Annotated in this window: 17 protein-coding genes, 1 pseudogene and 2 riboswitches; of the genes and pseudogenes, 6 read left to right on the forward strand and 12 right to left on the reverse strand. The window is 61.0% G+C overall.

All coding sequences use genetic code 11. From position 1 onward, the window contains the following. The first annotated feature begins 7 nt into the window (after nucleotides 1-7). Nucleotides 8-283 (forward strand): peptidylprolyl isomerase, encoded by a 276-nt coding sequence (locus tag ABH909_RS19205; RefSeq protein ID WP_007898282.1) that lies wholly within the window; start codon nucleotides 8-10, stop codon nucleotides 281-283. A 152-nt stretch (nucleotides 284-435) separates the two neighbouring features. On the opposite strand, the gene ABH909_RS19210 is transcribed toward ABH909_RS19205, so the two are convergent. From ABH909_RS19210 to cobW, 10 genes and pseudogenes are all read right to left on the reverse strand, one after another. Next, the gene (locus ABH909_RS19210) at nucleotides 436-1,371 is read right to left on the reverse strand and encodes a sugar kinase (protein ID WP_429436191.1); all 936 of its coding nucleotides are present in this window, start codon (nucleotides 1,369-1,371) and stop codon (nucleotides 436-438) included. A gap of 141 nt (nucleotides 1,372-1,512) precedes the next feature. Further along, complete coding sequence (locus ABH909_RS19215; RefSeq protein ID WP_429436193.1) at nucleotides 1,513-2,730, reverse strand: amino acid deaminase; 1,218 nt, start codon at nucleotides 2,728-2,730, stop codon at nucleotides 1,513-1,515. Nucleotides 2,731-2,769: 39 nt separating this feature from the next. Next, nucleotides 2,770-3,534 (reverse strand): IclR family transcriptional regulator, encoded by a 765-nt coding sequence (locus ABH909_RS19220; protein WP_032830034.1) that lies wholly within the window; start codon nucleotides 3,532-3,534, stop codon nucleotides 2,770-2,772. A gap of 151 nt (nucleotides 3,535-3,685) precedes the next feature. Beyond that, nucleotides 3,686-4,075, reverse strand: a complete 390-nt coding sequence (locus ABH909_RS19225; protein WP_429436196.1) for a RidA family protein — start codon at nucleotides 4,073-4,075, stop codon at nucleotides 3,686-3,688. A 123-nt stretch (nucleotides 4,076-4,198) separates the two neighbouring features. Then, a pseudogene (locus ABH909_RS19230) lies at nucleotides 4,199-4,311 on the reverse strand (transporter substrate-binding domain-containing protein); the annotation flags it as partial. 501 nt (nucleotides 4,312-4,812) lie between these two features. Continuing rightward, the gene (locus ABH909_RS19235) at nucleotides 4,813-6,459 is read right to left on the reverse strand and encodes a phospholipase D-like domain-containing protein (RefSeq protein WP_429436199.1); all 1,647 of its coding nucleotides are present in this window, start codon (nucleotides 6,457-6,459) and stop codon (nucleotides 4,813-4,815) included. Nucleotides 6,460-6,649: 190 nt separating this feature from the next. After that, nucleotides 6,650-7,186, reverse strand: coding sequence for a vWA domain-containing protein (locus ABH909_RS19240; RefSeq protein ID WP_429436202.1), 537 nt, complete (start codon nucleotides 7,184-7,186; stop codon nucleotides 6,650-6,652). Between the two features lie 119 nt (nucleotides 7,187-7,305). Then, nucleotides 7,306-8,313, reverse strand: a complete 1,008-nt coding sequence (locus ABH909_RS19245) for an ATP-binding protein (protein WP_429436204.1) — start codon at nucleotides 8,311-8,313, stop codon at nucleotides 7,306-7,308. Between the two features lie 182 nt (nucleotides 8,314-8,495). Then, a complete protein-coding gene (gene cobN / locus ABH909_RS19250) occupies nucleotides 8,496-12,413 on the reverse strand; it encodes a cobaltochelatase subunit CobN (RefSeq protein WP_429436207.1) in 3,918 nt (1,305 codons plus the stop codon). A gap of 3 nt (nucleotides 12,414-12,416) precedes the next feature. Beyond that, nucleotides 12,417-13,490: a cobalamin biosynthesis protein CobW gene (gene cobW / locus ABH909_RS19255; RefSeq protein WP_429436210.1), complete on the reverse strand. Its 1,074-nt coding sequence runs from the start codon at nucleotides 13,488-13,490 to the stop codon at nucleotides 12,417-12,419. A gap of 100 nt (nucleotides 13,491-13,590) precedes the next feature. Next, nucleotides 13,591-13,804, reverse strand: a riboswitch (cobalamin riboswitch). Nucleotides 13,805-14,002: 198 nt separating this feature from the next. Then, nucleotides 14,003-14,230, forward strand: a riboswitch (cobalamin riboswitch). A gap of 121 nt (nucleotides 14,231-14,351) precedes the next feature. On the opposite strand from cobW, the gene ABH909_RS19260 reads away from it, so the two are divergent. The 4 genes from ABH909_RS19260 to cobM all read left to right on the forward strand — a co-directional run bounded on the left by ABH909_RS19260 (nucleotide 14,352) and on the right by cobM (nucleotide 16,516). Further along, the gene (locus ABH909_RS19260; protein WP_063340162.1) at nucleotides 14,352-14,558 is read left to right on the forward strand and encodes a CbtB domain-containing protein; all 207 of its coding nucleotides are present in this window, start codon (nucleotides 14,352-14,354) and stop codon (nucleotides 14,556-14,558) included. Between the two features lie 11 nt (nucleotides 14,559-14,569). Next, a complete protein-coding gene (locus ABH909_RS19265) occupies nucleotides 14,570-15,277 on the forward strand; it encodes a CbtA family protein (RefSeq protein ID WP_429436213.1) in 708 nt (235 codons plus the stop codon). After that, entirely contained in the window at nucleotides 15,274-15,687 is a 414-nt protein-coding gene (locus ABH909_RS19270; RefSeq protein WP_007898224.1) for a cobalamin biosynthesis protein, read from the forward strand. The genes ABH909_RS19265 and ABH909_RS19270 overlap by 4 nt, the downstream gene beginning before the upstream one ends. An 82-nt stretch (nucleotides 15,688-15,769) precedes the next feature. Then, nucleotides 15,770-16,516, forward strand: a complete 747-nt coding sequence (gene cobM / locus ABH909_RS19275; RefSeq protein ID WP_305445821.1) for a precorrin-4 C(11)-methyltransferase — start codon at nucleotides 15,770-15,772, stop codon at nucleotides 16,514-16,516. Nucleotides 16,517-16,684: 168 nt separating this feature from the next. Here the strand turns inward: cobM and nfuA are convergent, their stop codons facing one another. Further along, complete coding sequence (gene nfuA, locus ABH909_RS19280; protein WP_007941757.1) at nucleotides 16,685-17,269, reverse strand: Fe-S biogenesis protein NfuA; 585 nt, start codon at nucleotides 17,267-17,269, stop codon at nucleotides 16,685-16,687. Nucleotides 17,270-17,467: 198 nt separating this feature from the next. Beyond that, nucleotides 17,468-19,753 (reverse strand): fatty acid cis/trans isomerase, encoded by a 2,286-nt coding sequence (locus tag ABH909_RS19285; protein WP_429436216.1) that lies wholly within the window; start codon nucleotides 19,751-19,753, stop codon nucleotides 17,468-17,470. 155 nt (nucleotides 19,754-19,908) lie between these two features. On the opposite strand from ABH909_RS19285, the gene metH reads away from it, so the two are divergent. Beyond that, on the forward strand, nucleotides 19,909-23,619 hold the full coding sequence (metH, locus tag ABH909_RS19290; RefSeq protein WP_429436218.1) for a methionine synthase: 3,711 nt from the start codon (nucleotides 19,909-19,911) through the stop codon (nucleotides 23,617-23,619). Nucleotides 23,620-23,639 lie beyond the last annotated feature (20 nt).

A 23,639-nucleotide genomic window follows, 5' to 3' on the forward strand; every position in this document is an offset into this window, starting at 1 on the left:
ACTGCCAATGAAAGCCCAAGCCCGCCATATTCTGGTGAAAACCTCGGAAGAAGCCGAGCAGCTCAAACAACGCATCGCCAAGGGCGAAGCCTTCGATGTGCTGGCCAAGAAATACTCCACGTGCCCGTCCGGCAAACGCGGCGGCGACCTGGGCGAAGTACGGCCCGGGCAGATGGTCGGCGTGATCGATGCGGTGATCTTCAAAAAACCACTGCGGGTGGTACATGGGCCGATCAAGAGCAAGTTCGGTTATCACCTGGTGCAGGTGTTTTACCGAGATTGATGGGCCCCTATGTAGGAGCTGCCGAAGGCTGCGATCTTTTGATCTTGATCTTTTGATCTTTTGATCTTTTCGGGATCGCTGGAGATCAAGATCAAGATCAAGATCAAGATCAAAAGATCGCAGCCTTCGGCAGCTCCTACAGGGATTGCATTTCAATTCTTGGGGATGAGTGCCCCCGGCACCTGAATCACCCGACTCGCCAACCAGTGCCCCGCCTCGGCAGCCTCGACCGGGCTACCGCCCTTGAGTCGACACGCCAAATACGCCGCGCTGAACGAATCCCCCGCCGCCGTGGTGTCCACTACCCGCTCGACCTTCTGCGCCGGTACTTCAAATGACTCACCGTCACAGCGAATCAAACACGCCTCGGCCCCGCGCTTGAACACCACCTCAGGCGTGCCCATCTGCTCGTAAGCGGCAAACACCGCCGCGCAATCGGAAAAATGGAACAACGCCTGCTCATCGTCAACCGTCAGCAACGCCAAGTCGATATAGGGCAGAACGCTGCGATAAGCCGCCCGTGCCTCTTCAATCGACGCCCACAAACGTGGCCGGTAGTTGTTGTCGAACACGATCCGCGCATCCCGTTGCCGGGCTTCGATCAGGGTTTCCAGCAGTTTTTCCCGCCCTTGCACACCGAGCACCGCCAGGGTGATGCCGCTGAAATACAACACGTCGTAATCCGGCAGCGCCGCCAGAATCGGCGCGGCCGCCGGGGTGGTGAAGCAGTCGCGCACTGCCGCTTCGTTGCGCCAATAGAGAAAACGTCGCTCGCCGGCCGCATCGGTCTGAATGCAATACAGGCCAGGCAGGCGACCGGGCAAACGCTGGACCCTGTCCAGCCCGATATTTTCACTGGCCCAGCTCTGGCACATCGCGTCGCTGAAACTGTCATCGCCCAGGGCGGTGACGTAATCCACCGTGCCGCCATCGCCCAGCTCACGGGCCAGGTAGACCGCCGTGTTCAGGGTATCGCCGCCGAAGCTTTGTTGCAGCGTACCGTCGGCGCGTTGCTGCAATTCGATCATGCATTCGCCGATCAGGGCGATGCGCGGCGTGTTGGGGCCGAGGGGGCTGATGCTGTTCATTGATGTGGTGTCTCTGGTGTTTCGGTGGTGTCTGGGCGGACGTCTTCGCGAGCAAGCCCGCTCCCACAGGGGTCTTGTGAACACTGAAGATCCAATGTGGGAGCGGGCTTGCTCGCGAAGGCCACGACGCGGTCTCAAACCTTAGAAACAGGTTTCCATGGTTTCGATGACATTCAACTGCTCATCCACCAGACACCCAATGCGCCATTTGTCGAACGTCAGGCACGGGTGCGAAGTACCGAACGAAATGATATCGCCCACCCGCAACTCAACCCCCGGCGCCACAGTCATGAACGCGTGCTGGTCCATCACCGCTGTCACCTTGCAGGCACTCACATCCTCGCCTATCGCCGGCACCACACCGGCCTTATAACGCAGCAACGGTACCGGCAAACCGGCGTCATAGGCGACGTCGCGTTTACCCAGGGCGATCACCGCAAAACCCGGTTCAGGCAATGACTGCACATGCGCCCAGACTTCCAGTGCCGGGCGCAAACCTTCGTGCAGGTCACTGCGACGGTCGAGCACGCAGCATTGCGCTTCCTTGTAGATGCCATGGTCGTGGGCCACGTAACTGCCGGGGCGCAGCACGCTGAGGAAACGCCCGCCGGCGTTCTGCGCTTCGAAAGACTCGGCGATCAGGTCGTACCAGGCCGAACCCGACGCCGTGATGATCGGCTTGGCAATGGCGAACGCACCGCTGTCCTGCAATTGCACCGCCAGGCGCACCAAAGAATCAGCGAATGCACGGATGCCACTCACCGCGTGATCGCCGTGAATCACCCCTTCGTAACCCTCGATGCCGGTCAGCGCCAATGCCGGTTGCGCCGCAATCGCCTTGGCCAGCGCCAGCACTTGGGCTTCGGTGCGGCAACCGCAACGCCCGCCGACCACGCCGTACTCGATCATCACGTTCAACCGCACCCCGCGCGAGGCGAAATACGCGCCGAGGTCCGCGACGTTATCCGGATGATCGACCATGCAATAGAAATCGAAGGTCGGGTCTGCCAACAGATCAGCGATCAGCGCCATGTTCGGCGTGCCGACCAATTGGTTGGCCATCAGCACCCGATGCACACCATGGGCGTAAGCCGCGCGGGTTTGCGTGGCGCTGGCCAGGGTGATGCCCCAGGCACCGGCGTCCAGTTGGCGGCGAAACAGCGCCGGGGTCATGCTGGTTTTGCCGTGGGGCGCCAGTTCCGCGCCGCTGTTGCTGACGAAGTCCTGCATCCAGCGAATGTTGTGCTCCAGCGCGTCACGGTGCAGCACCAGCGCAGGCAGGCTGACGTCGCGCACAAGATTGGCGCCTGTGTGGGCAAAGCCCTTTTCCACGGTGGCAGTATTTTTGGCGGAATACATGGTCGAGCTCCTCACATTCGCGGCCGCTGGCAGCCGCTGTTATTCGTTGATACGCCGGGCGAGGCTGTTGGCGCTGTCGATCAGCACCCGACGATAGTCGTTGTAATTGTTCTTCGCATCGGCCCTTGGCGCGACGATGCACAGGGTTGCGATGGCCACGCCGTTCGGGTCTTTAACCGGGGCGGCGAAGCAATGGGTAAACGTGTCAGCGACGCTGTCGAAGGAAAAGAACCCGTCGATACCGGCCTGGCGAATTTCCTCGAGAAACCGCTCCAGCGGCAAACGTTCGCCATCAGGCAGGATGAAGTCGTCCGGATCGATCAAGTCGACAATCTGCTGATCGCTCAGGTGCGCCAGCAGCAAGCGCCCGGAAGCGGTCCAGGGGATTGGCGCGTTCTCGCCGATGTCCGAGGAAATGCGGAAATGCCGCTCGCCTTCTTTCATCAACGCCACGGTGTATTTGCGCCCGTTGAGCAGGCACATCTGCGCGGTTTCACGGGTCTGGCTGACGATCTCTTGCAAGGCAAGATCGGCCTCGCGGGTCAGGTCGAAATGGCGCAAATGCGCCTGCCCGAGGAAGTACAGCTGACGACCGAGGTAAACGTGACCGTCCTTGCCCACAGGTTCAAGAATGCGCCGTTCCAACAAGGAGGCGACCAGTTCGTAGACCGTGGATTTCGGGCTGCCGATGCCGCTGGCGATTTCATTCGGGCGCAGGGGCTGGCCGATTTCCTTGAGGAAATCGAGAATGTCGAACGCCCGGTCCAGACCGCGAGCCCGGCGCTTGATGGTGTCTTCGGTCATTTCAGTGGTTCCCATTCAAAGTCGCCCCCGTAGGAGCTGCCGCAGGCTGCGATCTTTTGATCTTGATCCTGCTCTTGCGGCTCATCCAAAAGCGCCAAAAGATCGCAGCCTTCGGCAGCTCCTACAAGGGCCAATCAGCCGCGCTCTCGGTTCAGGCCTTTTTCTTGTACGCGATGCAATCAATTTCGACCTTGCAGTCGACCATCATGTTCGCTTGCACGCAGGCCCTCGCCGGGGCGTGTTCGCTTTTGAAGTACTCGGAAAACACCTTGTTGAAACTCGTGAAATCCCGCGGATCCTCCAGCCATACGCCAGCACGCACCACATCTTCCAGGCCATAGCCGGCCTCTTCGAGAATCGCGATCAGGTTCTTCATGGTCTGGTGGGTCTGTTCGACAATGCCGCCAGTGATGATCTCGCCATCCAGCGCCGGCACCTGCCCGGAAACATGCAGCCAGCCATCGGCTTCAACGGCGCGGGCGAAAGGGCGAGGCTGACCGCCAGCGGCGGTGCTGCCAGTGCCGTAACGAGTAATGCTCATGGGTGTTTCTCCTGATTGAAAACGTTAAAAGCGAGTGTTCTTGACAAATTCCGCCAGACGCGGCGATTGCGGGCGTTCGAACAGTTCCAGCCATTTCTCACCGGTGCCCTCGATCAATTTTTAAGGGGCCAGTACGCTGTCGAGCTTGCTGTCTGCCGTTTGGGCGACACCCATGACAGGGCCGAAGCCGCGAACAGAAAAACACACGCTTTAAACAACGGAGGTCGGCGATGCATGGCAAGCACTCCAGAGTTGTGTTAATTCCGCTATACCGGAACATGGTATGTAACAACGGAATAGACAGCAGAAAGTGTGCCATAGGTTGTGGGCGGAATCTCAGGGAGTCTGGAAAGTGTTTTGAATCAGATGGATGCGCGTGAGCGCGAGGAAGGCGTTACGAAACGCACATATAAGAGAACGCTACCGTGGGACACAACGTTCGAGTACTTGCACCCCATCTGGAGCCATAGCGATTCAAAATGAAGCAGAGCCCTACCTGTAATTTCTGAGAGTAGACCCACCTGCTTGCCTCCTTTAACGTCAACAGGCCAGAAAACCCTCAGCACGTTATGCACTGCGCCTCGGACGCAGGAGCTGTTGCATGTGCGTTTGATGGGTCAAGTTTGAGTCGTCTGACAGACCGCTATCGCGAGCAGGGCTCGCTCCCACATTTTGATCTGCGGCGTCCACAAAAAATGGATTCACCGCAGGTCCCCTGTGGGAGCCCGCCAGGCTGTTTATCGTCCGGCAAAGCGCAACCGCGACAACATGCGCAGATCGCCTTCGAGGTAATAATCATCGGTCCAGCTATCGTCCGCTGCCAACGGTCGGACCTGTTTGAGCGCCAGTTTTTTTGCGAAGTAGCGGAACCGGTAATGCTCGTAAAAGCGCAGCAGTTCCAGCCCGTAACGATCGGCCAGGTCGGTGTCGCCACGGATGATCAGGTAGTTCTCGTCATTGCCGTTACTGGCCGCCTCACTCAGGTTGTGACTGCCGCTGATGATCGTCGGTTTGTCACTGGTAAAGTCGACGACGATGGCTTTGGTGTGTACCAGCAGTCTGCCCTTCTGGCCTTTCATGTTTTCCTTGAGCCAGCCTTCCAGACCAGTATTGAGCAGCGCGGTGGCGGCAAATTGAGCGGTGCGATCAGCGTGGAAACCGGTGATGCTGCTGACGGTGTTTTGCAGGCCGTAACGCAAGATGTCGTCGTGGGGCAGGCCGAGCAAGGCGTTGAGCACTTCGTCCGGCAAGGCGAACGCCGTGACAAACAGCAGGTCTTTTTTGGCAGCATTGATGATGTCGACGAACTCACGCAAGTCGCCCTGGCCCGAGCGCGGTGAGAAGCCGGCGAACAGCGCCTGCTCCGGCTGCATCGGATTGTTTTCCGTGAGCCATTCCCGGGTGGCGCCCACGTCTGCTGGCGTGCCCCAGACCTGTTCGAAGGTTTGCAGATAACTGGCACTAACCCGAGCGTCGTCCAGCACATGCACCACGTTGGCCTGACGATAAACGCCGTTGGCGGTGAAATTGGTGCTGCCACACAGTACCGCTTCGGGCTGATGCTGCCCCGCTGCGTCGAGCCGGCTCAGGACCATGAACTTGTTGTGAAAGATGTTGTGTGTGACCCGCCCGCGCTTGTTCGCCGCCGGGATTTTTTCCAGGCGGGCTTCGTTCAGTGCGGTGGTGTCCTCGTCCGGTTGGGCGTGGTACAAAACCCGAACCTTTACGCCGCGCTCGAAAGCGGCGTTCACCGCATCGACGATCACCTGCAACTGGTATTCATAGATCGCGATGTCCAGCGCCCACTGATCATCCTCAGCCCGTTCGATAAACCCCAGCAAACGTGCGAGCAGGCCATTTTCCAGCCATTGCCGCGCAGCGTCGGGCCATTCTTCGATGGCCAGTTTTTTGTTGGCGCTGAGCAGCGCATCGAGGTCGGCGAATTTGCGCTGGAAGGCCTGACTCGCGGCCACTGCCCGGTTGAAGATTACGCTCTGGCCCGCTGGAAGGCCATTGTCGGTTGTGAGCGTCACCTCCAGAAACTCACCCAGCTGCGGCGCATCGGCGGTGCCGTAGGCCAGGTGAACTCGATAATGGATCGTCACGCCCGGATTGACCGCGTAATCGGCCCAGCGAAATTTCTGCAACGGCGCGGCATCGCTGGGGGTGGCGCGAAACTGGGGGAACGTATGAGCCTTGCCGGGGAAAGTCAGGCTGTTGAACAGAAACAGCCAGGGTTTGCTGCCTTGCTGTTTTTCGATGGCGAAACCCAGCAGGCCTTTGCGGCGGGGTTCGGCCAGATCGATTGCCAGCAACACGCCATTGGTGCCAGCGTAGGCTTTGACGCGGAAATCGTCCTGATCGTTGCGGGCTAGAACGCGCATGGGTCACTCCTGTGAAGATCAAAAGATCGCAGCCTTCGGCAGCTCCTACACCGATTGTGGCACACCCGCCATACGCGGATGTACCCGCATGTGCGCCAATCATTCGCGGATGTACCCGCTACTCACCCATCATTTGCGGATGTACCCGCTCCCTGTAGGAGCTGCCGAAGGCTGCGATCTTTTCGCCCTGCTACAGCTCATCGATATGTTGATAATGCGTTTGCAGTTGAGCCGCCAACACTTTAGCCCGGCCAAGACGAATCGGCCCGCGCTCGATGTCGATCAGCAGCCCCGGGCAATCGAGTGTTGGCAACGCTGACCATTCCTTCAGTCGTCCATCCGTCACCAGCAGCAGCCGTTGCTGCTCTGCCGGAAAACGCTTCTGCCGAGCCGCCAGCCAGAGCCCTGCCTCGCCCAACGCTGCCAGCATCGGCGTACCGCCGCCGGCCCCGAGCCCGTCGAGCCAGTCGCGCAAGCCAGCCGAGGCTTTCAACCCTTGCACCTGCCACTTCGGCATATGACCGCTGGCGGTCAGCAACGCCAGGCGCGCACGCTGTCGATAGGCGTCGTCGAACAGTTGTGCCAACAAGCCCTTGGCATCGCTCAACGCTTGATGGCGCCGGGTCGAGGCCGAGGCGTCGACGATCACCAGCCATAACTCATGAGGGCTGCGGGTGCGCAGGTGAAACAGCACATCGTCGCGTTGACGCGGTCGACCATTGAGCAACGTGCCGGGCCAATTGATCGATCCGCTCAGGGCCGCGTAACGCTTGCCCTGTTTGCCGTGATTCAGCCGTCCTGCACGGGGTCTGGCATTCGCCCCCGCGTCCGATCGAGGGCGAATGCCTAGGGCTTTTTTGGCCAGCTCGGCACCTCACGTCGGGCGCCGACCGGCAGCGCCTGGGCGGGCATTTCGCCCCACTGGCCCTGACCTTCGCTCGGATTGGCGTGCCCGTTCGAGGGCGGCTGCGGTGCCTGGGATTGGTGCGGCGCCGGTGGCGAGTATTCGCGACGGCGATGGCGCAAGGCTAACTCGGCGACCGCGTCGATATCTTCTTCGCCAATGGCATTCGCTCCGCGCCAGGCCGCATGGGCCCGAGCTGCACGTAGCCAGACCAGATCGGCTCGCAGGCCATCGACACCGGCAGCAAAGCAGCGCTCGGTTATCTGCGCCAGCGCGGCATCGTCGAGGGGAATGTTCGCCAGTGCCGAGCGCGCCTTCTGGCAGCGCTCACGCAGTGCGTGTTGCTGACTTTCCCACTCGACGCAGAACCCTTGCGGGTCGCTGTCGAAATCCAGTCGGCGACGGATGATCTGACCACGTTCGGCCGGTGGGGTGTGGCCACTGAGGGCGACGTTCAGGCCAAAGCGGTCGAGCAATTGCGGACGCAACTCGCCCTCTTCCGGGTTCATAGTGCCGATCAGCACAAACTTCGCCGAATGCCGATGGGAAATTCCGTCGCGTTCGATCAGGTTGGTGCCGCTAGCGGCCACGTCGAGCAGCAGGTCCACGAGGTGATCGGGCAACAGATTGACTTCATCGACATACAACACGCCGCCGTCGGCCTTGGCCAGTACGCCGGGGGAAAACTGCGCGCGGCCCTCGCTCAAGGCCGCGTCGAGATCGAGGGTGCCCACCAATCGTTCTTCGGTGGCGCCCAGGGGCAAGGTGACGAATTGACCGCTGGCCAACAGGTCCGCCAAACCTCGGGCCAGGGTGGATTTGGCCATGCCGCGCGGGCCTTCGATCAGTACGCCACCGATTTTTGGGTCGATGGCAGTCAGGTATAGCGCGAGCTTCAAGTCATCGGCGCCGACCACGGCGGAGAGCGGGAAATGTGGGGTGTCAGTCATGTTCAAATCTCGGTCATGGTCGGTGATAACTCTGTGGCGAGGGAGCTTGCTCCCGCTCGGCTGCGTAGCAGTCGTAAACCTGAAAATGCGGTGTGCCTGACAGAACCTGGTTTTAGTTTTGGGGCTGCTGCGCAGCCCAGCGGGAGCAAGCTCCCTCGCCACAGGTGTCCTTTGCTCGCCAGCTACCCGTCTTCTTCTATATCCAGCAACAAATTCTCCAGCGCCTCGCGGTACTCGCCCGGCTCTTTCCACAGCCCCCGCTGCTGCGCTTCGAGCATGCGTTCGGTCATGTCGCGCAAGGCATGGGGATTGTGTTCGCGGACAAACTCCCGGGTTGCTGGATCGAGCAAATAGGCATCCGCCAGCAACGCATATTGGTGGTCGTCGATCAACTGCGTGGTGGCGTCGAAGGCAAACAGGTTATCGACCGTCGCCGCCAGTTCGAACGCACCTTTATAGCCATGACGCTTGACCCCGTCGATCCATTTCGGATTGGCCGCCCGGAAACGGATCACCCGATTCAGCTCTTCCTTCAAGGTGCGGATCTTCGGCAAATCCGGCTGACTGTGGTCGCCATGGTAACTGGCCGCCGCTTCACCGCTGAGGCTTTCGACGGCCGCCAGCATGCCTCCCTGGAACTGGTAATAGTCGTTAGAATCGAGCAAGTCGTGCTCGCGGTTGTCCTGGTTTTGCAGCACCGCCTGCACCTGGCTCAAACGCTGGGCGAACTGTTCGCGAGCGGCGGTGCCTTCGTCAGAGCCGCCGTAAGCATAGCCGCCCCAGTTCAGGTAAACCTCGGCCAGGTCTTCGCGGCTTTGCCACAAGCGACCGTCGATGGCGCCCTGCACGCCCGCTCCGTAAGCACCCGGTTTGGCCCCGAAGATGCGCCAGCCGGCCTGACGCCGCGCCGCTTCTTCATCCAGCCCGGATTCCAGCAACGCTTGCCGCTCGGCGCGGACCTTGGCCGCCAACGGGTTGAGATCGTCCGGTTCATCCAGCGCGGCGACCGCTTGCACAGCGGCGTCGAACAGCCGGATCAGGTTGGCAAAGGCATCGCGGAAGAATCCGGAGACGCGCAAGGTCACGTCCACCCGTGGGCGGTCCAGCAAGCTCAATGGCAAAATTTCGAAATCGTCGACCCGCTGGCTGCCCGTCGCCCACACCGGACGCACGCCCATCAGCGCCATGGCCTGGGCGATGTCATCGCCGCCGGTGCGCATGGTTGCGGTGCCCCAGACCGACAGACCGAGCTGCCGCAGGTGATCGCCATGGTCCTGCAAGTGTCGCTCAAGAATCAGGTTTGCGGACTGGAAGCCGATGCGCCACGCGGTGGTGGTTGGCAGGTTGCGCACGTCCACCGAATAGAAATTGCGCCCGGTGGGCAGTACGTCCAGCCGTCCGCGACTCGGTGCGCCGCTCGGGCCAGCGGGGACGAATCGGCCGCTGAGGGCGTCGAGCAGGCCGCGCATTTCCGCTGGGCCGCAGGCGTCCAGGCGCGGGGCAATGACCTCGCGCAGGTTGTCGATGATGGCGTCTACTTCCGACCAATCTGACTCCTGTGGACCTTTGTGGCGAGGGAGCTTGCTCCCGTTGGACTGCGCAGCAGTCCCATTTTTTGGGGCCGCTTCGCGACCCAACGGGAGCAAGCTCCCTCGCCACAAAGGCTCGCGCTCACAGGGGCCTGGCTCGACTTGGGGAGGGTTCAGAAACTCGACCTCGGTATTTAAACTCAGCGAGATCAGTTGAGTGGCGAACAGTTCCAGACGTTCACGGGTATCGCCCGCCGTGCGCCAGACTTCATCGCTGATCGACAACAAGGCATCTGGTCGAGGGCCGCTCCAGGGCTCGGCCAACGCACAATCCAATGGATCAAACCCCAACGCAAACGCCTTGGCCAGCGCCCGCAGCAAGCTCGATTGCGCCCCACGACCATCTCCGCGGGGAATACGCAGCAAGGCCAACAAGGTGTCGATGCGCAATCGCCCGGTCGGCGACTCGCCAAACACGTGCAGGCCATCGCGGATCTGCGACTCCTTCAAGTCGCACAGGTACGTGTCCAGGCGCGGCAACCAGATCGCTGCATCGGCATCGCTGTCGAGTTTCTCGTCCAGTTGCAGTTCGCGGTCGATGTGCGTGTCGCGCACCAGTTGCAGAATGTCGCGCTGCAGTTCCCGGGCGCGGCGCGGATCGAGCAATTGCGCTTCGTAATATTCATCGGCCAACGATTCGAGATTGCGCAGCGGACCGTAGGTTTCGGCGCGGGTCAACGGCGGCATCAGGTGATCGATGATCACCGCTTGGGTGCGGCGCTTGGCCTGGGCGCCCTCGCCCGGGTCGTTGACGATGAACGGATAGATGTTCGGCAGCGGCCCGAGCAACGCATCCGGCCAGCAGTTTTCCGACAGCCCGACGCCTTTGCCCGGCAGCCATTCGAGGTTGCCGTGCTTGCCCACATGGATCACGCCGTGAGCGCCGTAGGTGTTGCGCAACCAGAAGTAGAACGCCAGATAACCGTGAGGCGGCACCAGGTCGGGGTCGTGATAGACCGCGCTCGGGTCAACCTGATAACCCCGGGCCGGTTGAATGCCAACAAAGGTCAGGCCGAAGCGCAGACCAGCAATCATCATTCGTCCGCCACGGAACATTGGATCGCTTTCGGGCGCGCCCCAGCGCTCCAGCACGGCTTGGCGATTGGCCTCGGGCAGCGCGTTGAACATCAGGTTGTAGTCGTCCAGCGCGAGGCTTTGATGACAGGGACGCTGATCGAGGGTGTCGAGGTCGTTGCTGACGCCGCCGAGCAATTGCTGGATCAGCGCGGTGCCGGTGCCTGGCAATTCAGCCGGCAGCGGATAACCTTCAGCGTGCAGCGCTCGGAGGATGTTCAACGCCGCAGCCGGAGTATCGAGGCCGACGCCGTTGCCGATACGCCCATCGCGAGTCGGGTAGTTGGCGAGGATCAGGGCGATGCGTTTTTCGCCGTTGGGCACCCGCGCCAGATCGATCCAGCGCCGGGCCAGTTCGGCGACAAAATCCATGCGCTCAGGTTGCGGCCGGTAGCAGACCACGTCTGACTGACTGCGCTCGCTGCGCCAGGCCAGGTCCTTGAAACTGATCGGCCGGCTGATGATCCGCCCGTCCAGCTCCGGCAGTGCGATGTGCATCGCCAGGTCGCGGGGACCGAGGCCTTGTTCGCTGGCGCGCCAACCGGGTTCATTGTCCTGGGCGCAGATCGCTTGAATCACTGGAATGTTGCGGCGAAACGGCCGCAGGTGCGGCGCTTCGGGGCTGGACTGGGCGAAACCGGTGGTGTTGAGAATCACCCCCGCCTCGGCTTCATCCAGCAAGTCCTCAACCACCGTCAGGCAGCCGGGCTCTTTCAAACTGGCCAGCGCAATCGGCAACGGATTCAACCCCGCTGCCTGCAGACACTGGCAGAAAATATCGATGAAACCGGTGTTCGCCGCCTGCAAATGCGAGCGGTAAAACAGCACCGCCGCCACCGGCTGATCAGCTTGCCAGTCGGCTTGCCAATCACTCAACTCAGCGGGGCTTTTGTGCGGGTGGTAGATCGCCGTGCGTGGCAGGGTTTGCGGCTCGGACCATGAGTAGTCGCGATCCAGCCAGCGATTGGCGAGGCAGCGAAACAGGTCGAGTGCGTTGGCCATGCCGCCCTGACGCAGGAAGTGCCAGAGCCGGTCGCGGTCTTGCGCGGTTACGGTGCTCAGGTCACTGAGTTCCGGGTCCGGGCGATCGTCCCCCGGCACCAGAATCAGCTGCACACCGCGCTCGGACAATTCCACCAGCCGCTCAATGCCGTAACGCCAATAGGCGATGCCGCCGTGCAGCGAGATCAGAATCACCTTGGCGTGGCGCAGCACTTCATCGACATAGAGATCGACCGAGGCGTGGTTCTGCACCTGCATCGGGTTGGCCAGGCGCACGCTCGGGTAATCGTCGGGCAACTGTTGCGCCGCTTCGGCGAGCAACGCCAGGCTGGAATCGCCGCTGCACAGGATCACCAGCTCGGCGGGGGTTTGTCCAAGGTCGGCAATGTTGTCATCCGACACGAAACCGCCGGGCTGGGTCCTGAGCAGGTGCATGGCTTAAACGCTGAGCGCAGCGCGCAATTGCGCTTCGAGCGCAGCGGCGTCCAGGCCCTGACCGATCAACACCAGACGGGTGCTGCGCGCTTCTTCAGCACCCCACTGACGGTCGAAGTGCTTGTCGAAACGCGTGCCCACGCCCTGGATAAGCAGGCGCATCGGTTTGTTCGGCACCGCTGCAAAACCTTTGACTCGCAGGATGCCGTGCTGGACCACCAATTGAGTCAGCGCATCCATCAGCAGGCTTTCGTCGGCTTGTGGCAGCTCGATCGAGATGGAATCGAATGCGTCGTGGTCGTGGTCATCGTGATGGCCGTCTTCACCTTCATGGTGATGATCGTGATGGCTGTGCCGGCTGTCGATGTGTTCTTCGGAACCGGCGCCGAGGCCGATCAGCACGTCCAGTGGCAGACGACCGCTGCTGGCTTCGATGACTTTCACCGCTGGCGGCAGTTCTTCGGCGACTTCCAGGCGCACGCGGGCCAGGTCTGCGGCGCTGATCAGATCGGCCTTGTTGAGGATCACCAGGTCGGCGCTGGCCAGTTGGTCGGCGAACAGCTCATGCAGCGGCGATTCGTGGTCCAGGTTCGGGTCAAGTTTGCGCATGGCGTCGACCTGATCCGGGAACGCAGCGAAGGTACCAGCAGCGACGGCCGGGCTGTCGACCACGGTGATCACCGCGTCAACGGTGCAGGCGCTGCGGATTTCTGGCCACTGGAAGGCTTGAACCAAAGGCTTTGGCAGGGCCAGGCCCGAGGTTTCGATGAGGATGTGGTCGAGGTCGCCGCGACGGGCCACCAGTTCGCGCATCACCGGGAAGAATTCTTCCTGAACGGTGCAGCACAGGCAGCCGTTGGCCAGTTCATAAACGCGACCGTTGGCTTCTTCTTCGGTGCAACCGATCGAGCACTGCTTGAGGATTTCGCCGTCGATGCCCAGCTCGCCGAACTCGTTGACGATCACCGCGATACGACGGCCCTGGGCGTTGTCGAGCATGTGGCGCAGCAAGGTGGTTTTGCCCGAGCCGAGGAAGCCGGTAACGATGGTGACGGGGAGTTTAGCCAGTGTTTTCATCGGATGCCCTTTGGCAAGATAGCGGGCATACGGGACGACAATCGCAGCGGCGGATGCGCGCGTGGAAGAGTTCGCCACCGGATCACCCCGCCCGGTTGTAGTGAGAATCTGTGTCGAGGCAGGTCTCCTGGCTGACGGTGTGCCAATCGTTCGACTGGCGTTTGCTGCGCCTTCCCGCGAACCTGATGGATCAGGGTTTGCAGTGGCGTGGCAGCGAACATCACCGTTCACAGTTGCGGGGGCAGCCGCGGCATCGACCGCGTTCCCTTCTTAGCTTCGGCAAATGCCGAAGAACCTCGAAAGCGCAAGGCTACGCATCGTGTGGGGGCGGGTCAATCACTGAGCACGCCGCCCCCCTGTAGGAGCTGCCGAAGGCTGCGATCTTTTGATCTTGTTTTTGAAAGCAACATCAAAAGATCGCAGCCTTCGGCAGCTCCTACAAAGAGCCAGTCAGCAGCGGGCATCCAAGTGAGAACCCTTGCCAATTGACGCCCAACCCCCGCCCATGCTCTCCTACACGCCTTGTTACGGGTGCCCTTCACAGGGTGAAACGGGAAACCGGTGAATCATGTGCTTTACTCTAAAGCCATGTCAGTCCGGTGCTGCCCCCGCAACGGTAAGCGAGTGAAGCGTCAGATCCACTGTGCCCGTCATATGGCATGGGAAGGTGATGCTTGCAGGTCTGGGCGCAAGCCCTGCCCCTCGCGAGCCCGGAGACCGGCCCGCAACACAAAGTGACTTTTACGTTCACTGAATAACAAACCCGCGGTGGGCGGGCGCTGTTCGAAATCTCGGCGTGCCCCGGCGTGCGGAGGTTTTCATGCGCTCTATTCACCCGCTGACAGACCAGAGGGAAGCGCCATGTCGATCATCAGCAGCACCGCCAGCAACACCGATAAAAAGAGCACGATCAGCACCACCACTACCCTGAGCCAACGCCTGACCGCCGCTTTTTGTGCGTCGATCCTTGGCGCCAGCCTTGTGTATTTCGCCGGTTTCTCGCACATCGAAGCGGTACACAACGCCGCGCACGATACCCGTCACAGCGCCGCATTCCCGTGCCATTGAGACCTGCTGACATGATCAAGCGTATTGCGCAAACCGCAGGTTTCACCGGGCTGCTGGCCGCCCTGCTGCTCACCCTGCTGCAAAGCTTCTGGGTGGCTCCGCTGATTTTGCAGGCCGAGACCTACGAAAAATCCGAGCCGGCCGCGGTTCAAATCCACGAGCATGCCGCGGGAGCTGTCACCGCTCACACCCACGATGCCGAAGCCTGGGAGCCCGAAGATGGCTGGCAGCGCGTGCTGTCGACCACCGGCGGCAATCTGGTGGTATCGGTCGGTTTCGCTTTGATGCTGGCGGGCCTCTACACCTTGCGCGCTCCACGCCGTACTTCTCAGGGCCTGCTCTGGGGCCTGGCGGGTTACGCAACGTTCGTGCTGGCGCCAACCCTCGGCCTGCCACCTGAACTGCCAGGCACCGCCGCGGCAGATCTGGCGCAACGGCAGATCTGGTGGATTGGCACCGCCGCATCCACCGCTGTCGGCATCGCGCTGGTCGCTTTCAGCCGCCACTGGCTGATGAAGGTACTCGGCGTGGCAATCCTGGCTGTGCCTCATGTGATCGGTGCGCCGCAGCCGGAAGTCCATTCGATGCTGGCACCGCAAGCTCTGGAAACGCAGTTCAAAATCGCTTCGCAGCTAACCAACATGGCGTTCTGGCTGGCCCTGGGCCTGATCAGCGCCTGGTTGTTCCGCCGCAAAAGCGATGGCCAGTATTGCGCATGACTGACGTCAGCGCAGCGCCGACCCTGGTGGTCGGCCTGGGCTGCCAGCGCGGCTGCCCCGTCAGCACGTTGCGGGCGCTGCTTGATCAGGCATTACAGGCCCATCAAATCGAGCTCCGTGAGATCAAGGCCCTGGCCAGTATCGACCTGAAGCGCGAAGAACCCGCCCTGATCGAACTGGCCGAACAGCTGGCCTTGCCGTTAATGTATTTCAGCAGCGAACAATTGGCCGGTTATGAACCGCAACTCAGCCATCACTCGGACATCGCGTTCGAACGCACCGGCTGTTACGGCGTAGCGGAAAGTGCCGCGCTGGCACTGGCCGAACAATTGGCCCAAGCACCGGCAAAGTTGCTGATTCCACGACAAAAATACGCCCAGGCCACCCTCGCATTGGCCAGCGCCGCGTAAAATCCCCGATAATCCCCGCCTTCGATCATGAGCAATCTTCATCTGAAGCGTGCCCATACCCCTTTTCTGACAGGAAACGACGATGACCGTCTACTTCATTGGCGCCGGCCCAGGCGACCCGGAACTGATCACCGTCAAAGGCCAGCGGCTGATTCGTAGCTGCCCGGTCATCATCTATGCAGGCTCCCTGGTGCCCGCCGCCGTGCTGGAGGGCCACCGCGCCGAACAGGTGGTCAACAGCGCCGAATTGCACCTGGAACAGATCATCGAGCTGATCAAGACTGCTCATGCCAACGGCCAGGACGTGGCCCGGGTACACTCCGGCGATCCGAGCCTGTACGGCGCGATTGGCGAGCAGATTCGCTACTTGCGTGAACTCGACATCCCTTTCGAAATCATTCCCGGCGTCACCGCCACCGCCGCCTGCGCGGCGCTTTTGGGTGCTGAACTGACCCTGCCGGACGTGTCACAAAGCGTGATTCTGACCCGCTACGCCGACAAGACCGCGATGCCGGCCGGCGAAGAGCTGGGCAGTCTGGCGCAGCATGGGGCGACCATGGCGATCCACCTCGGGGTCAATCATCTGGAGAAGATCCTTGCCGAACTGCTGCCGCACTACGGCGCCGATTGCCCGATCGCGGTGATTCATCGGGCGACCTGGCCGGATCAGGACTGGGTGGTGGGGACGCTGGCGGATATTGCCGGGAAGGTTCAAGCCAAAGGGTTTCGCCGCACGGCGTTGATTCTGGTGGGTCGGGTGTTGGGCAGCGATCACTTCAGTGAATCGTCGTTGTATCGCGCGGGGCATGCGCATTTGTACAGGCCCTGAAGCACTTGTGGCGAGGGAGCTTGCTCCCGCTGGACCGCGCAGCGGTCCCAATATCAACCAACGCATTCATCACGGAAAAATGCATCGGCTGGTTTGCGACTGCTTCGCAGTCGAGCGGGAGCAAGCTCCCTCGCCACAGCACCGTTTTTTTATGTCGCAGCGAACACCTTAGTAGTAGGCGTTTTCTTTCTGCGTGTGGTCGGTCACGTCACGAACACCCTTGAGCTCAGGAATACGCTCAAGCAAGGTGCGCTCAATGCCTTCCTTCAAGGTGACGTCTGCCTGGCCGCAGCCCTGGCAACCGCCGCCGAACTTCAGCACGGCGATGCCGTCTTCGACCACATCGATCAGGCTGACCTGACCGCCGTGGCTGGCCAGCCCCGGGTTGATCTCGGTTTGCAGGTAGTAGTTGATGCGCTCGTTGACCGGGCTATCGGCGTTGACCATCGGTACTTTGGCGTTTGGCGCCTTGATGGTCAGCTGGCCGCCCATGCGGTCGGTGGCGTAGTCGACGACTGCATCATCCAGGAAGGCTTCGCTGAAGTGATCGATGTACGCGGTGAAGCTTTTGAGCCCCAGCGCGGTGTCTTCAGGTTTTTCTTCGCCCGGCTTGCAATAGGCAATGCAGGTTTCGGCGTACTGGGTGCCAGGCTGGGTGATAAAGACGCGGATGCCGATACCCGGGGTGTTCTGCTTGGAGAGCAGATCAGCCAGGTAATCGTGGGCGGCGTCGGTAATGGTAATAGCGGTCATGGAAACTCCTCGCAGGCTTGGACGCAGTTTACGCCAATCATCGCGCCGCACAAAGTCCTAGTATTTTTGTCGGGAAAGATGCGCTGATCCAATGTGGGAGCGGGCTTGCTCGCGAAGGCGGCGGCACCGTCAACATTGATGTTGCCTGACACACCGCTTTCGCGAGCAAGCCCGCTCCCACACTGAATCGCAGGCACCTCAAAGATTCTCGTAGCGGTTCATGTCCAGCACGCCCTCTTCCACCGGGTTGGTGTCGTGGATATAGCGACTCAGGTCATGAAAATACTGCCAGAACTGCGGGTGACTGCGGCGGATGCCCCAGCGTTCGACGATTTTCTCAAAACTGGCAGCGTCCTTCGCGATTTCCATCGCATCAACGAAAGCAGGCACTTGGCCGGCCGGAATGTTGAACATGAAATTCGGGTAGCTGCTGAGTACCCCCGGATAAATCGTCAACGTATCGAGCCCCGGCTGATAGCGCCGCGACTCCCCCAGCAGGAACGCCACGTTGCTGTGGGCCCGGTTGCGCAGCAGGCTGTAGATCTCGCGCTTGCCGCTTTGGCTCTCGATACGCAGCATCGTGGCTTCCGGCAAGTGATCGATGACCTTCATCCCCGCCGCCGGACGCGAAGTCAGGCGGCTCAGGGCCTGCTCGGCGTTCTGCAATGCCGGGTCGATGTTCGGTCGCGAGCAGTAAGCACCGTCGCAGCGGTTGATCGGGTCGGGATTGGCATTGAGCTCACCGTACCGGGCCAGCAATTGCAGGGCGAAATCGCGTTTCGGGTCCTTCTCGTCCAGCGTCAGTGCCGTGGGTTTGTCGTTGTCGATGTACTCGTAATCCAGCCACATCTTGAGTTGGCCGCCGTTCTGATACCAATCGTCGAGATACCCATCCCGTGAATCGGCCGGCATCAAGCGCAGGAAGTTCTGCTCGGCACCATTGCGAATCAGATCGAAGTAAAGCCGGGTCTGGGCTTGATGGGATAGGTTGCCAAACACATCGAAGTTGACCGCCAACTGGTAATACGTGCGTTCCAGCAAGGGGAAATCGAACAGCCACATCGTCTGCGGCACTTCACCGATCAGCCCTTTGTTCACCGAGGCGCTGTCGAAATGCCGGAAGATGCTCAGCAGCGCGTTGTCATTGCCGGCCCACAGGGTCGACCAGCTCGGGGCTGGCAAGTCGGCATAGCTGTCCCGGCGCAGGGCCTCGTATTCGTTGCGTTTGTCGCGGTAGTCGTGCCACAGGCTCAGGACACTGCCGACGTCATCGTTCTGCCCCGGCATCGCCAGCAGCGGCGTGGCCTGGCCGCGATAATTCGGGTCGGTGATGTAAAGGTCATGCTCCGGGGCCTGGAACAGCGCCCAGAAGTTATCGCGAATCACGTCGGTGGCGATCTGGCCGCGGCAGACCGGGCCACGAATAAAGGTGCGTACGAAGTATTCGGCGTTATCGAGCATGAACTGATAACGCGCCTGCGCCGGAATCGCCTCGAACGTGGCGAACGGATTGGCCCGGCGTTCCGGCCCATAACCCGGCAGCGCGTTGACCTGCCAGTCGGCGCTGTAGAACAGGCTTTTGATCCGCGCCATCTTTGCCGCGCTGAGCGGATAGGTGATGTGGGTCTTGTGCACGATCACGCCCTGCACCGGCCATAAACGGTAATAGACCTGAGTGCCCGGATCGTCATTCGGACGACGGGTGTTGATCAGGTCAATGGGCTGGCCGGTCGGCGTGCGCGAACGCACCCATTGAAAGAAATGCCCCGGCTCGCCGTCCTTGAAATAGAGGTGGGCCAAAAACCAGTGCTCGAACAACCAGCGTCCCACCAGGCTTTCCCGGGCGCCCGGCGCGTTGAGCAGGTTTTCCCACTGCACCACCTGCAGGGCTTCCCTGGCGCTGGGCACCAGGCCCTGCTCATCGATCGGCGCGCCGGAGGCCAGCCAGCGTTGCAGCGTCTGGTATTGCTGATCGGTCAGACCGGTGACCGCCAGCGGCATGCCTTCTTTGGGATGAGAACGGGCATAGCCGTCGAATTCGGCCGGCATGGCGCACACGTTCTCCCGGTTCAGACCCAGGACGATCTCTTCCGGTAGTTTGGCATTGGGTTGCAACGGCGTTTTGTGGCCCAGCTCGAGCATGCGCGCCATCAGTGCCGCCTGGCTGCCTTGGGCGTCGAGCACCGAATAAAAGCCTTTTTGCTGCCAGGCGCGTTTGCCGAAGGCGTCATAAAACAGCCGGGTCGGCGCTGCGGCCTGTCTGCGTTCACCATCATAAACGGGCGCCTTGGTTGCCCCTCGGGTCGCCCCTTCACCACTGCCCAGATTGAGCTGACAGGCGGAGTCGTAGCAGGCATGGCAGGCCACGCACTTTTCGGTGAAGATCGGTTGAATGTCCCGGGCGTAGGAAATGTCCGGACCTTGCGCAACGGCGCCCCCGCTTAAAAACAGCATCAATAGGCTGGTGACGACGCGATACGACATATCCCTGGTCCTGATCATGAGAAAACGCCGCGATTCTACCGGTCTGGCCTGCGCACCAACATGAACGATATTCATGCAAAACCCGCACATGCTCCAAAAGCGCACAGGTTTGTTATCATTCCGGCCCTTCGTCATGGCCTTACCGAGTAGTCCAAATGTCCGATCGCAGCGTTCGCCTTCAAGCTCTCAAGCACGCCCTCAAAGAGCGCATCCTGATTCTCGATGGCGGCATGGGTACGATGATCCAGAGCTACAAGCTCGAGGAGCAGGATTACCGTGGCAAACGCTTCGCCGACTGGCCGAGCGATGTCAAAGGCAACAACGACTTGTTGGTGTTGACACGTCCTGACGTGATTGGCGGCATCGAGAAGGCCTATCTGGACGCCGGCGCCGACATCCTGGAAACCAACACTTTCAACGCCACCCGGATTTCCATGGCCGATTACGGCATGGAAGAACTCGCCTACGAATTGAACGTAGAAGGCGCTCGCCTGGCCCGCAAGATTGCCGATGCGAAAACTCTCGAGAACCCGGACAAGCCGCGTTTCGTCGCTGGCGTACTCGGCCCGACCAGCCGCACCTGCTCGCTGTCGCCGGACGTGAACAACCCTGGCTACCGCAACGTGACCTTCGATGAGCTGGTGGAGAACTACACCGAAGCCACCAAAGGCCTGATCGAAGGCGGCGCCGACCTGATCCTGATCGAAACCATCTTCGATACCCTCAACGCCAAAGCGGCGATTTTCGCCGTGCAAGGCGTGTTCGAAGAACTGGGCGTCGAGTTGCCGATCATGATCTCCGGCACCATCACCGACGCCTCTGGCCGCACACTGTCGGGACAGACCACCGAAGCGTTCTGGAACTCCGTGGCCCACGCCAAACCGATTTCGGTCGGCCTGAACTGCGCCCTCGGGGCCAGCGAATTGCGTCCGTACCTGGAAGAACTGTCGAACAAGGCCAACACCCACGTTTCCGCACACCCGAACGCCGGTCTGCCAAACGAATTCGGCGAGTACGACGAACTGCCGGCCCAAACCGCCAAGGTCATCGAAGAATTCGCCCAAAGCGGCTTTCTGAACATCGTCGGCGGCTGCTGCGGCACCACGCCGGGCCACATCGAAGCCATCGCCAAAGCGGTGGCCGGCTATGCGCCGCGTGAGATTCCGGACATTCCCAAGGCCTGCCGCCTGTCGGGCCTGGAACCGTTCACCATTGATCGCAGCTCGCTGTTCGTCAACGTCGGCGAGCGCACCAACATCACCGGTTCCGCCAAGTTCGCCCGCCTGATCCGTGAAGACAACTACACCGAAGCCCTGGAAGTCGCCCTGCAACAGGTCGAAGCCGGCGCACAGGTGATCGACATCAACATGGACGAAGGGATGCTCGATTCGAAGAAGGCCATGGTGACCTTCCTCAATCTGATTGCCGGTGAACCGGACATCTCCCGCGTGCCGATCATGATCGACTCCTCCAAATGGGAAGTGATCGAAGCCGGCCTCAAGTGCATCCAGGGCAAGGGCATCGTCAACTCGATCAGCATGAAAGAAGGCGTCGAGCAGTTCATTCATCACGCCAAACTGTGCAAGCGCTATGGCGCCGCCGTGGTGGTGATGGCCTTCGACGAAGCCGGCCAGGCCGACACCGAAGCGCGCAAGAAAGAAATCTGCAAACGCTCCTACGACATTCTGGTCAACGAAGTCGGCTTCCCGCCGGAAGACATCATCTTCGACCCGAACATCTTCGCCGTGGCCACCGGTATCGAAGAACACAACAACTACGCTGTGGACTTCATCAACGCCTGCGCCTACATCCGCGACGAACTGCCGTACGCCCTGACTTCCGGCGGCGTGTCGAACGTGTCGTTCTCATTCCGTGGCAACAACCCGGTGCGCGAGGCGATTCACTCGGTGTTCCTGCTGTATGCGATCCGTAATGGCCTGACCATGGGTATCGTCAACGCCGGCCAACTGGAGATCTACGACCAGATCCCGGCGGAACTGCGCGATGCCGTCGAAGACGTGATCCTCAACCGCACCCCGGAAGGCACCGATGCCCTCCTCGCCATCGCCGACAAGTACAAGGGCGACGGCAGCGTCAAGGAAGCCGAGACCGAAGAGTGGCGCAACTGGGACGTCAACAAACGCCTGGAGCATGCGCTGGTCAAAGGCATCACCACCCACATCGTCGAAGACACCGAAGAGTCGCGTCAGTCCTTTGCGCGCCCGATCGAAGTGATCGAAGGCCCGCTGATGTCCGGCATGAACATCGTCGGCGACCTGTTCGGCGCCGGTAAAATGTTCCTGCCGCAAGTGGTGAAATCCGCCCGCGTGATGAAGCAGGCCGTGGCCCACTTGATCCCGTTCATCGAACTGGAAAAAGGCGACAAGCCAGAAGCCAAGGGCAAGATCCTGATGGCCACGGTCAAGGGCGACGTACACGACATCGGCAAGAACATCGTCGGCGTGGTGCTGGGCTGTAACGGCTATGACATCGTCGACCTTGGCGTGATGGTGCCGGCGGAGAAGATCCTGCAAGTCGCCAAAGAACAGAAATGCGACATCATCGGCCTGTCCGGCTTGATCACGCCTTCACTGGACGAGATGGTTCACGTGGCCCGCGAGATGCAGCGTCAGGACTTCCATCTGCCGCTGATGATCGGTGGCGCGACCACCTCCAAGGCGCACACGGCGGTGAAGATCGAGCCCAAGTACAGCAACGACGCGGTGATCTACGTGACCGACGCCTCCCGCGCCGTGGGCGTGGCGACGCAACTGCTGTCCAAGGAGCTGAAGGCCGGTTTCGTCGAGAAGACTCGCCTGGAATACATCGACGTTCGCGAGCGCACCGCCAATCGCAGCGCCCGTACCGAACGCCTGAGCTACCCGGTGGCCATCGCCAAGAAGCCGCAGTTCGACTGGGGCAGCTATGAACCTGTCAAACCGACGTTCACCGGCGCCAAAGTGCTGGACAACATCGACCTGAGGGTTCTGGCCGAATACATCGACTGGACGCCGTTCTTTATCTCCTGGGACCTGGCCGGCAAGTTCCCGCGCATTCTCAAGGACGAAGTGGTCGGTGAAGCCGCCACCGCGCTTTATGCCGATGCCCAGGAAATGCTCGCCAAACTGATCGACGAAAAACTCATCAGCGCCCGTGCGGTGTTCGGCTTCTGGCCGGCCAATCAGGTGCGCGACGATGACATCGAAGTCTACGGCGATGACGGCAAGCCATTGGCCAAGCTGCACCACTTGCGCCAGCAGATCATCAAGACCGACGGCAAACCGAACTTCTCCCTGGCTGACTTCGTGGCGCCCAAGGACAGCGGCGTGACCGACTACGTGGGGGGCTTCATCACCACCGCCGGGATCGGCGCCGAAGAAGTGGCCAAGGCCTATCAGGATGCGGGCGACGACTACAACTCGATCATGGTCAAGGCCTTGGCCGACCGCTTGGCCGAGGCCTGTGCCGAATGGCTGCACCAACAGGTGCGAAAAGACTACTGGGGCTACGCCAAGGACGAGACGCTGGACAACGAGGCGCTGATCAAAGAGCAATACACCGGCATCCGCCCTGCTCCAGGCTACCCGGCCTGCCCGGATCACACCGAGAAAGCCACACTGTTCAAACTGCTGGACCCGCAAGCGGAAGAACTCAAGGCCGGCCGCAGCGGCGTGTTCCTCACCGAGCACTACGCCATGTTCCCGGCGGCAGCGGTCAGCGGCTGGTACTTCGCTCACCCGCAGGCGCAGTATTTTGCCGTGGGCAAGATCGACAAGGATCAGGTGCAGAGCTACACCTCGCGCAAAGGCCAGGAATTGAGCGTGACCGAGCGTTGGCTGGCGCCTAATCTCGGCTATGACAACTAAGCTGCGGTAAAAACGATCAG

It is taken from the genome of Pseudomonas sp. BS3782 TE3695 (assembly GCF_050435305.1).
GTDB lineage: Bacteria > Pseudomonadota > Gammaproteobacteria > Pseudomonadales > Pseudomonadaceae > Aquipseudomonas.

Bases quoted from the DNA above. Each gene is read 5' to 3' on its own strand.
- ABH909_RS19205 (WP_007898282.1), top strand. From the start codon at position 8: ATGAAAGCCCAAGCCCGCCATATTCTGGTGAAAACCTCGGAAGAAGCC.
- ABH909_RS19210 (WP_429436191.1), bottom strand. From the start codon at position 1,371: ATGAACAGCATCAGCCCCCTCGGCCCCAACACGCCGCGCATCGCCCTG.
- ABH909_RS19215 (WP_429436193.1), bottom strand. From the start codon at position 2,730: ATGTATTCCGCCAAAAATACTGCCACCGTGGAAAAGGGCTTTGCCCAC.
- ABH909_RS19220 (WP_032830034.1), bottom strand. From the start codon at position 3,534: ATGACCGAAGACACCATCAAGCGCCGGGCTCGCGGTCTGGACCGGGCG.
- ABH909_RS19225 (WP_429436196.1), bottom strand. From the start codon at position 4,075: ATGAGCATTACTCGTTACGGCACTGGCAGCACCGCCGCTGGCGGTCAG.
- ABH909_RS19235 (WP_429436199.1), bottom strand. From the start codon at position 6,459: ATGCGCGTTCTAGCCCGCAACGATCAGGACGATTTCCGCGTCAAAGCC.
- ABH909_RS19245 (WP_429436204.1), bottom strand. From the start codon at position 8,313: ATGACTGACACCCCACATTTCCCGCTCTCCGCCGTGGTCGGCGCCGAT.
- cobN (WP_429436207.1), bottom strand. From the start codon at position 12,413: ATGCACCTGCTCAGGACCCAGCCCGGCGGTTTCGTGTCGGATGACAAC.
- cobW (WP_429436210.1), bottom strand. From the start codon at position 13,490: ATGAAAACACTGGCTAAACTCCCCGTCACCATCGTTACCGGCTTCCTC.
- ABH909_RS19260 (WP_063340162.1), top strand. From the start codon at position 14,352: ATGTCGATCATCAGCAGCACCGCCAGCAACACCGATAAAAAGAGCACG.
- ABH909_RS19265 (WP_429436213.1), top strand. From the start codon at position 14,570: ATGATCAAGCGTATTGCGCAAACCGCAGGTTTCACCGGGCTGCTGGCC.
- ABH909_RS19270 (WP_007898224.1), top strand. From the start codon at position 15,274: ATGACTGACGTCAGCGCAGCGCCGACCCTGGTGGTCGGCCTGGGCTGC.
- cobM (WP_305445821.1), top strand. From the start codon at position 15,770: ATGACCGTCTACTTCATTGGCGCCGGCCCAGGCGACCCGGAACTGATC.
- nfuA (WP_007941757.1), bottom strand. From the start codon at position 17,269: ATGACCGCTATTACCATTACCGACGCCGCCCACGATTACCTGGCTGAT.
- ABH909_RS19285 (WP_429436216.1), bottom strand. From the start codon at position 19,753: ATGTCGTATCGCGTCGTCACCAGCCTATTGATGCTGTTTTTAAGCGGG.
- metH (WP_429436218.1), top strand. From the start codon at position 19,909: ATGTCCGATCGCAGCGTTCGCCTTCAAGCTCTCAAGCACGCCCTCAAA.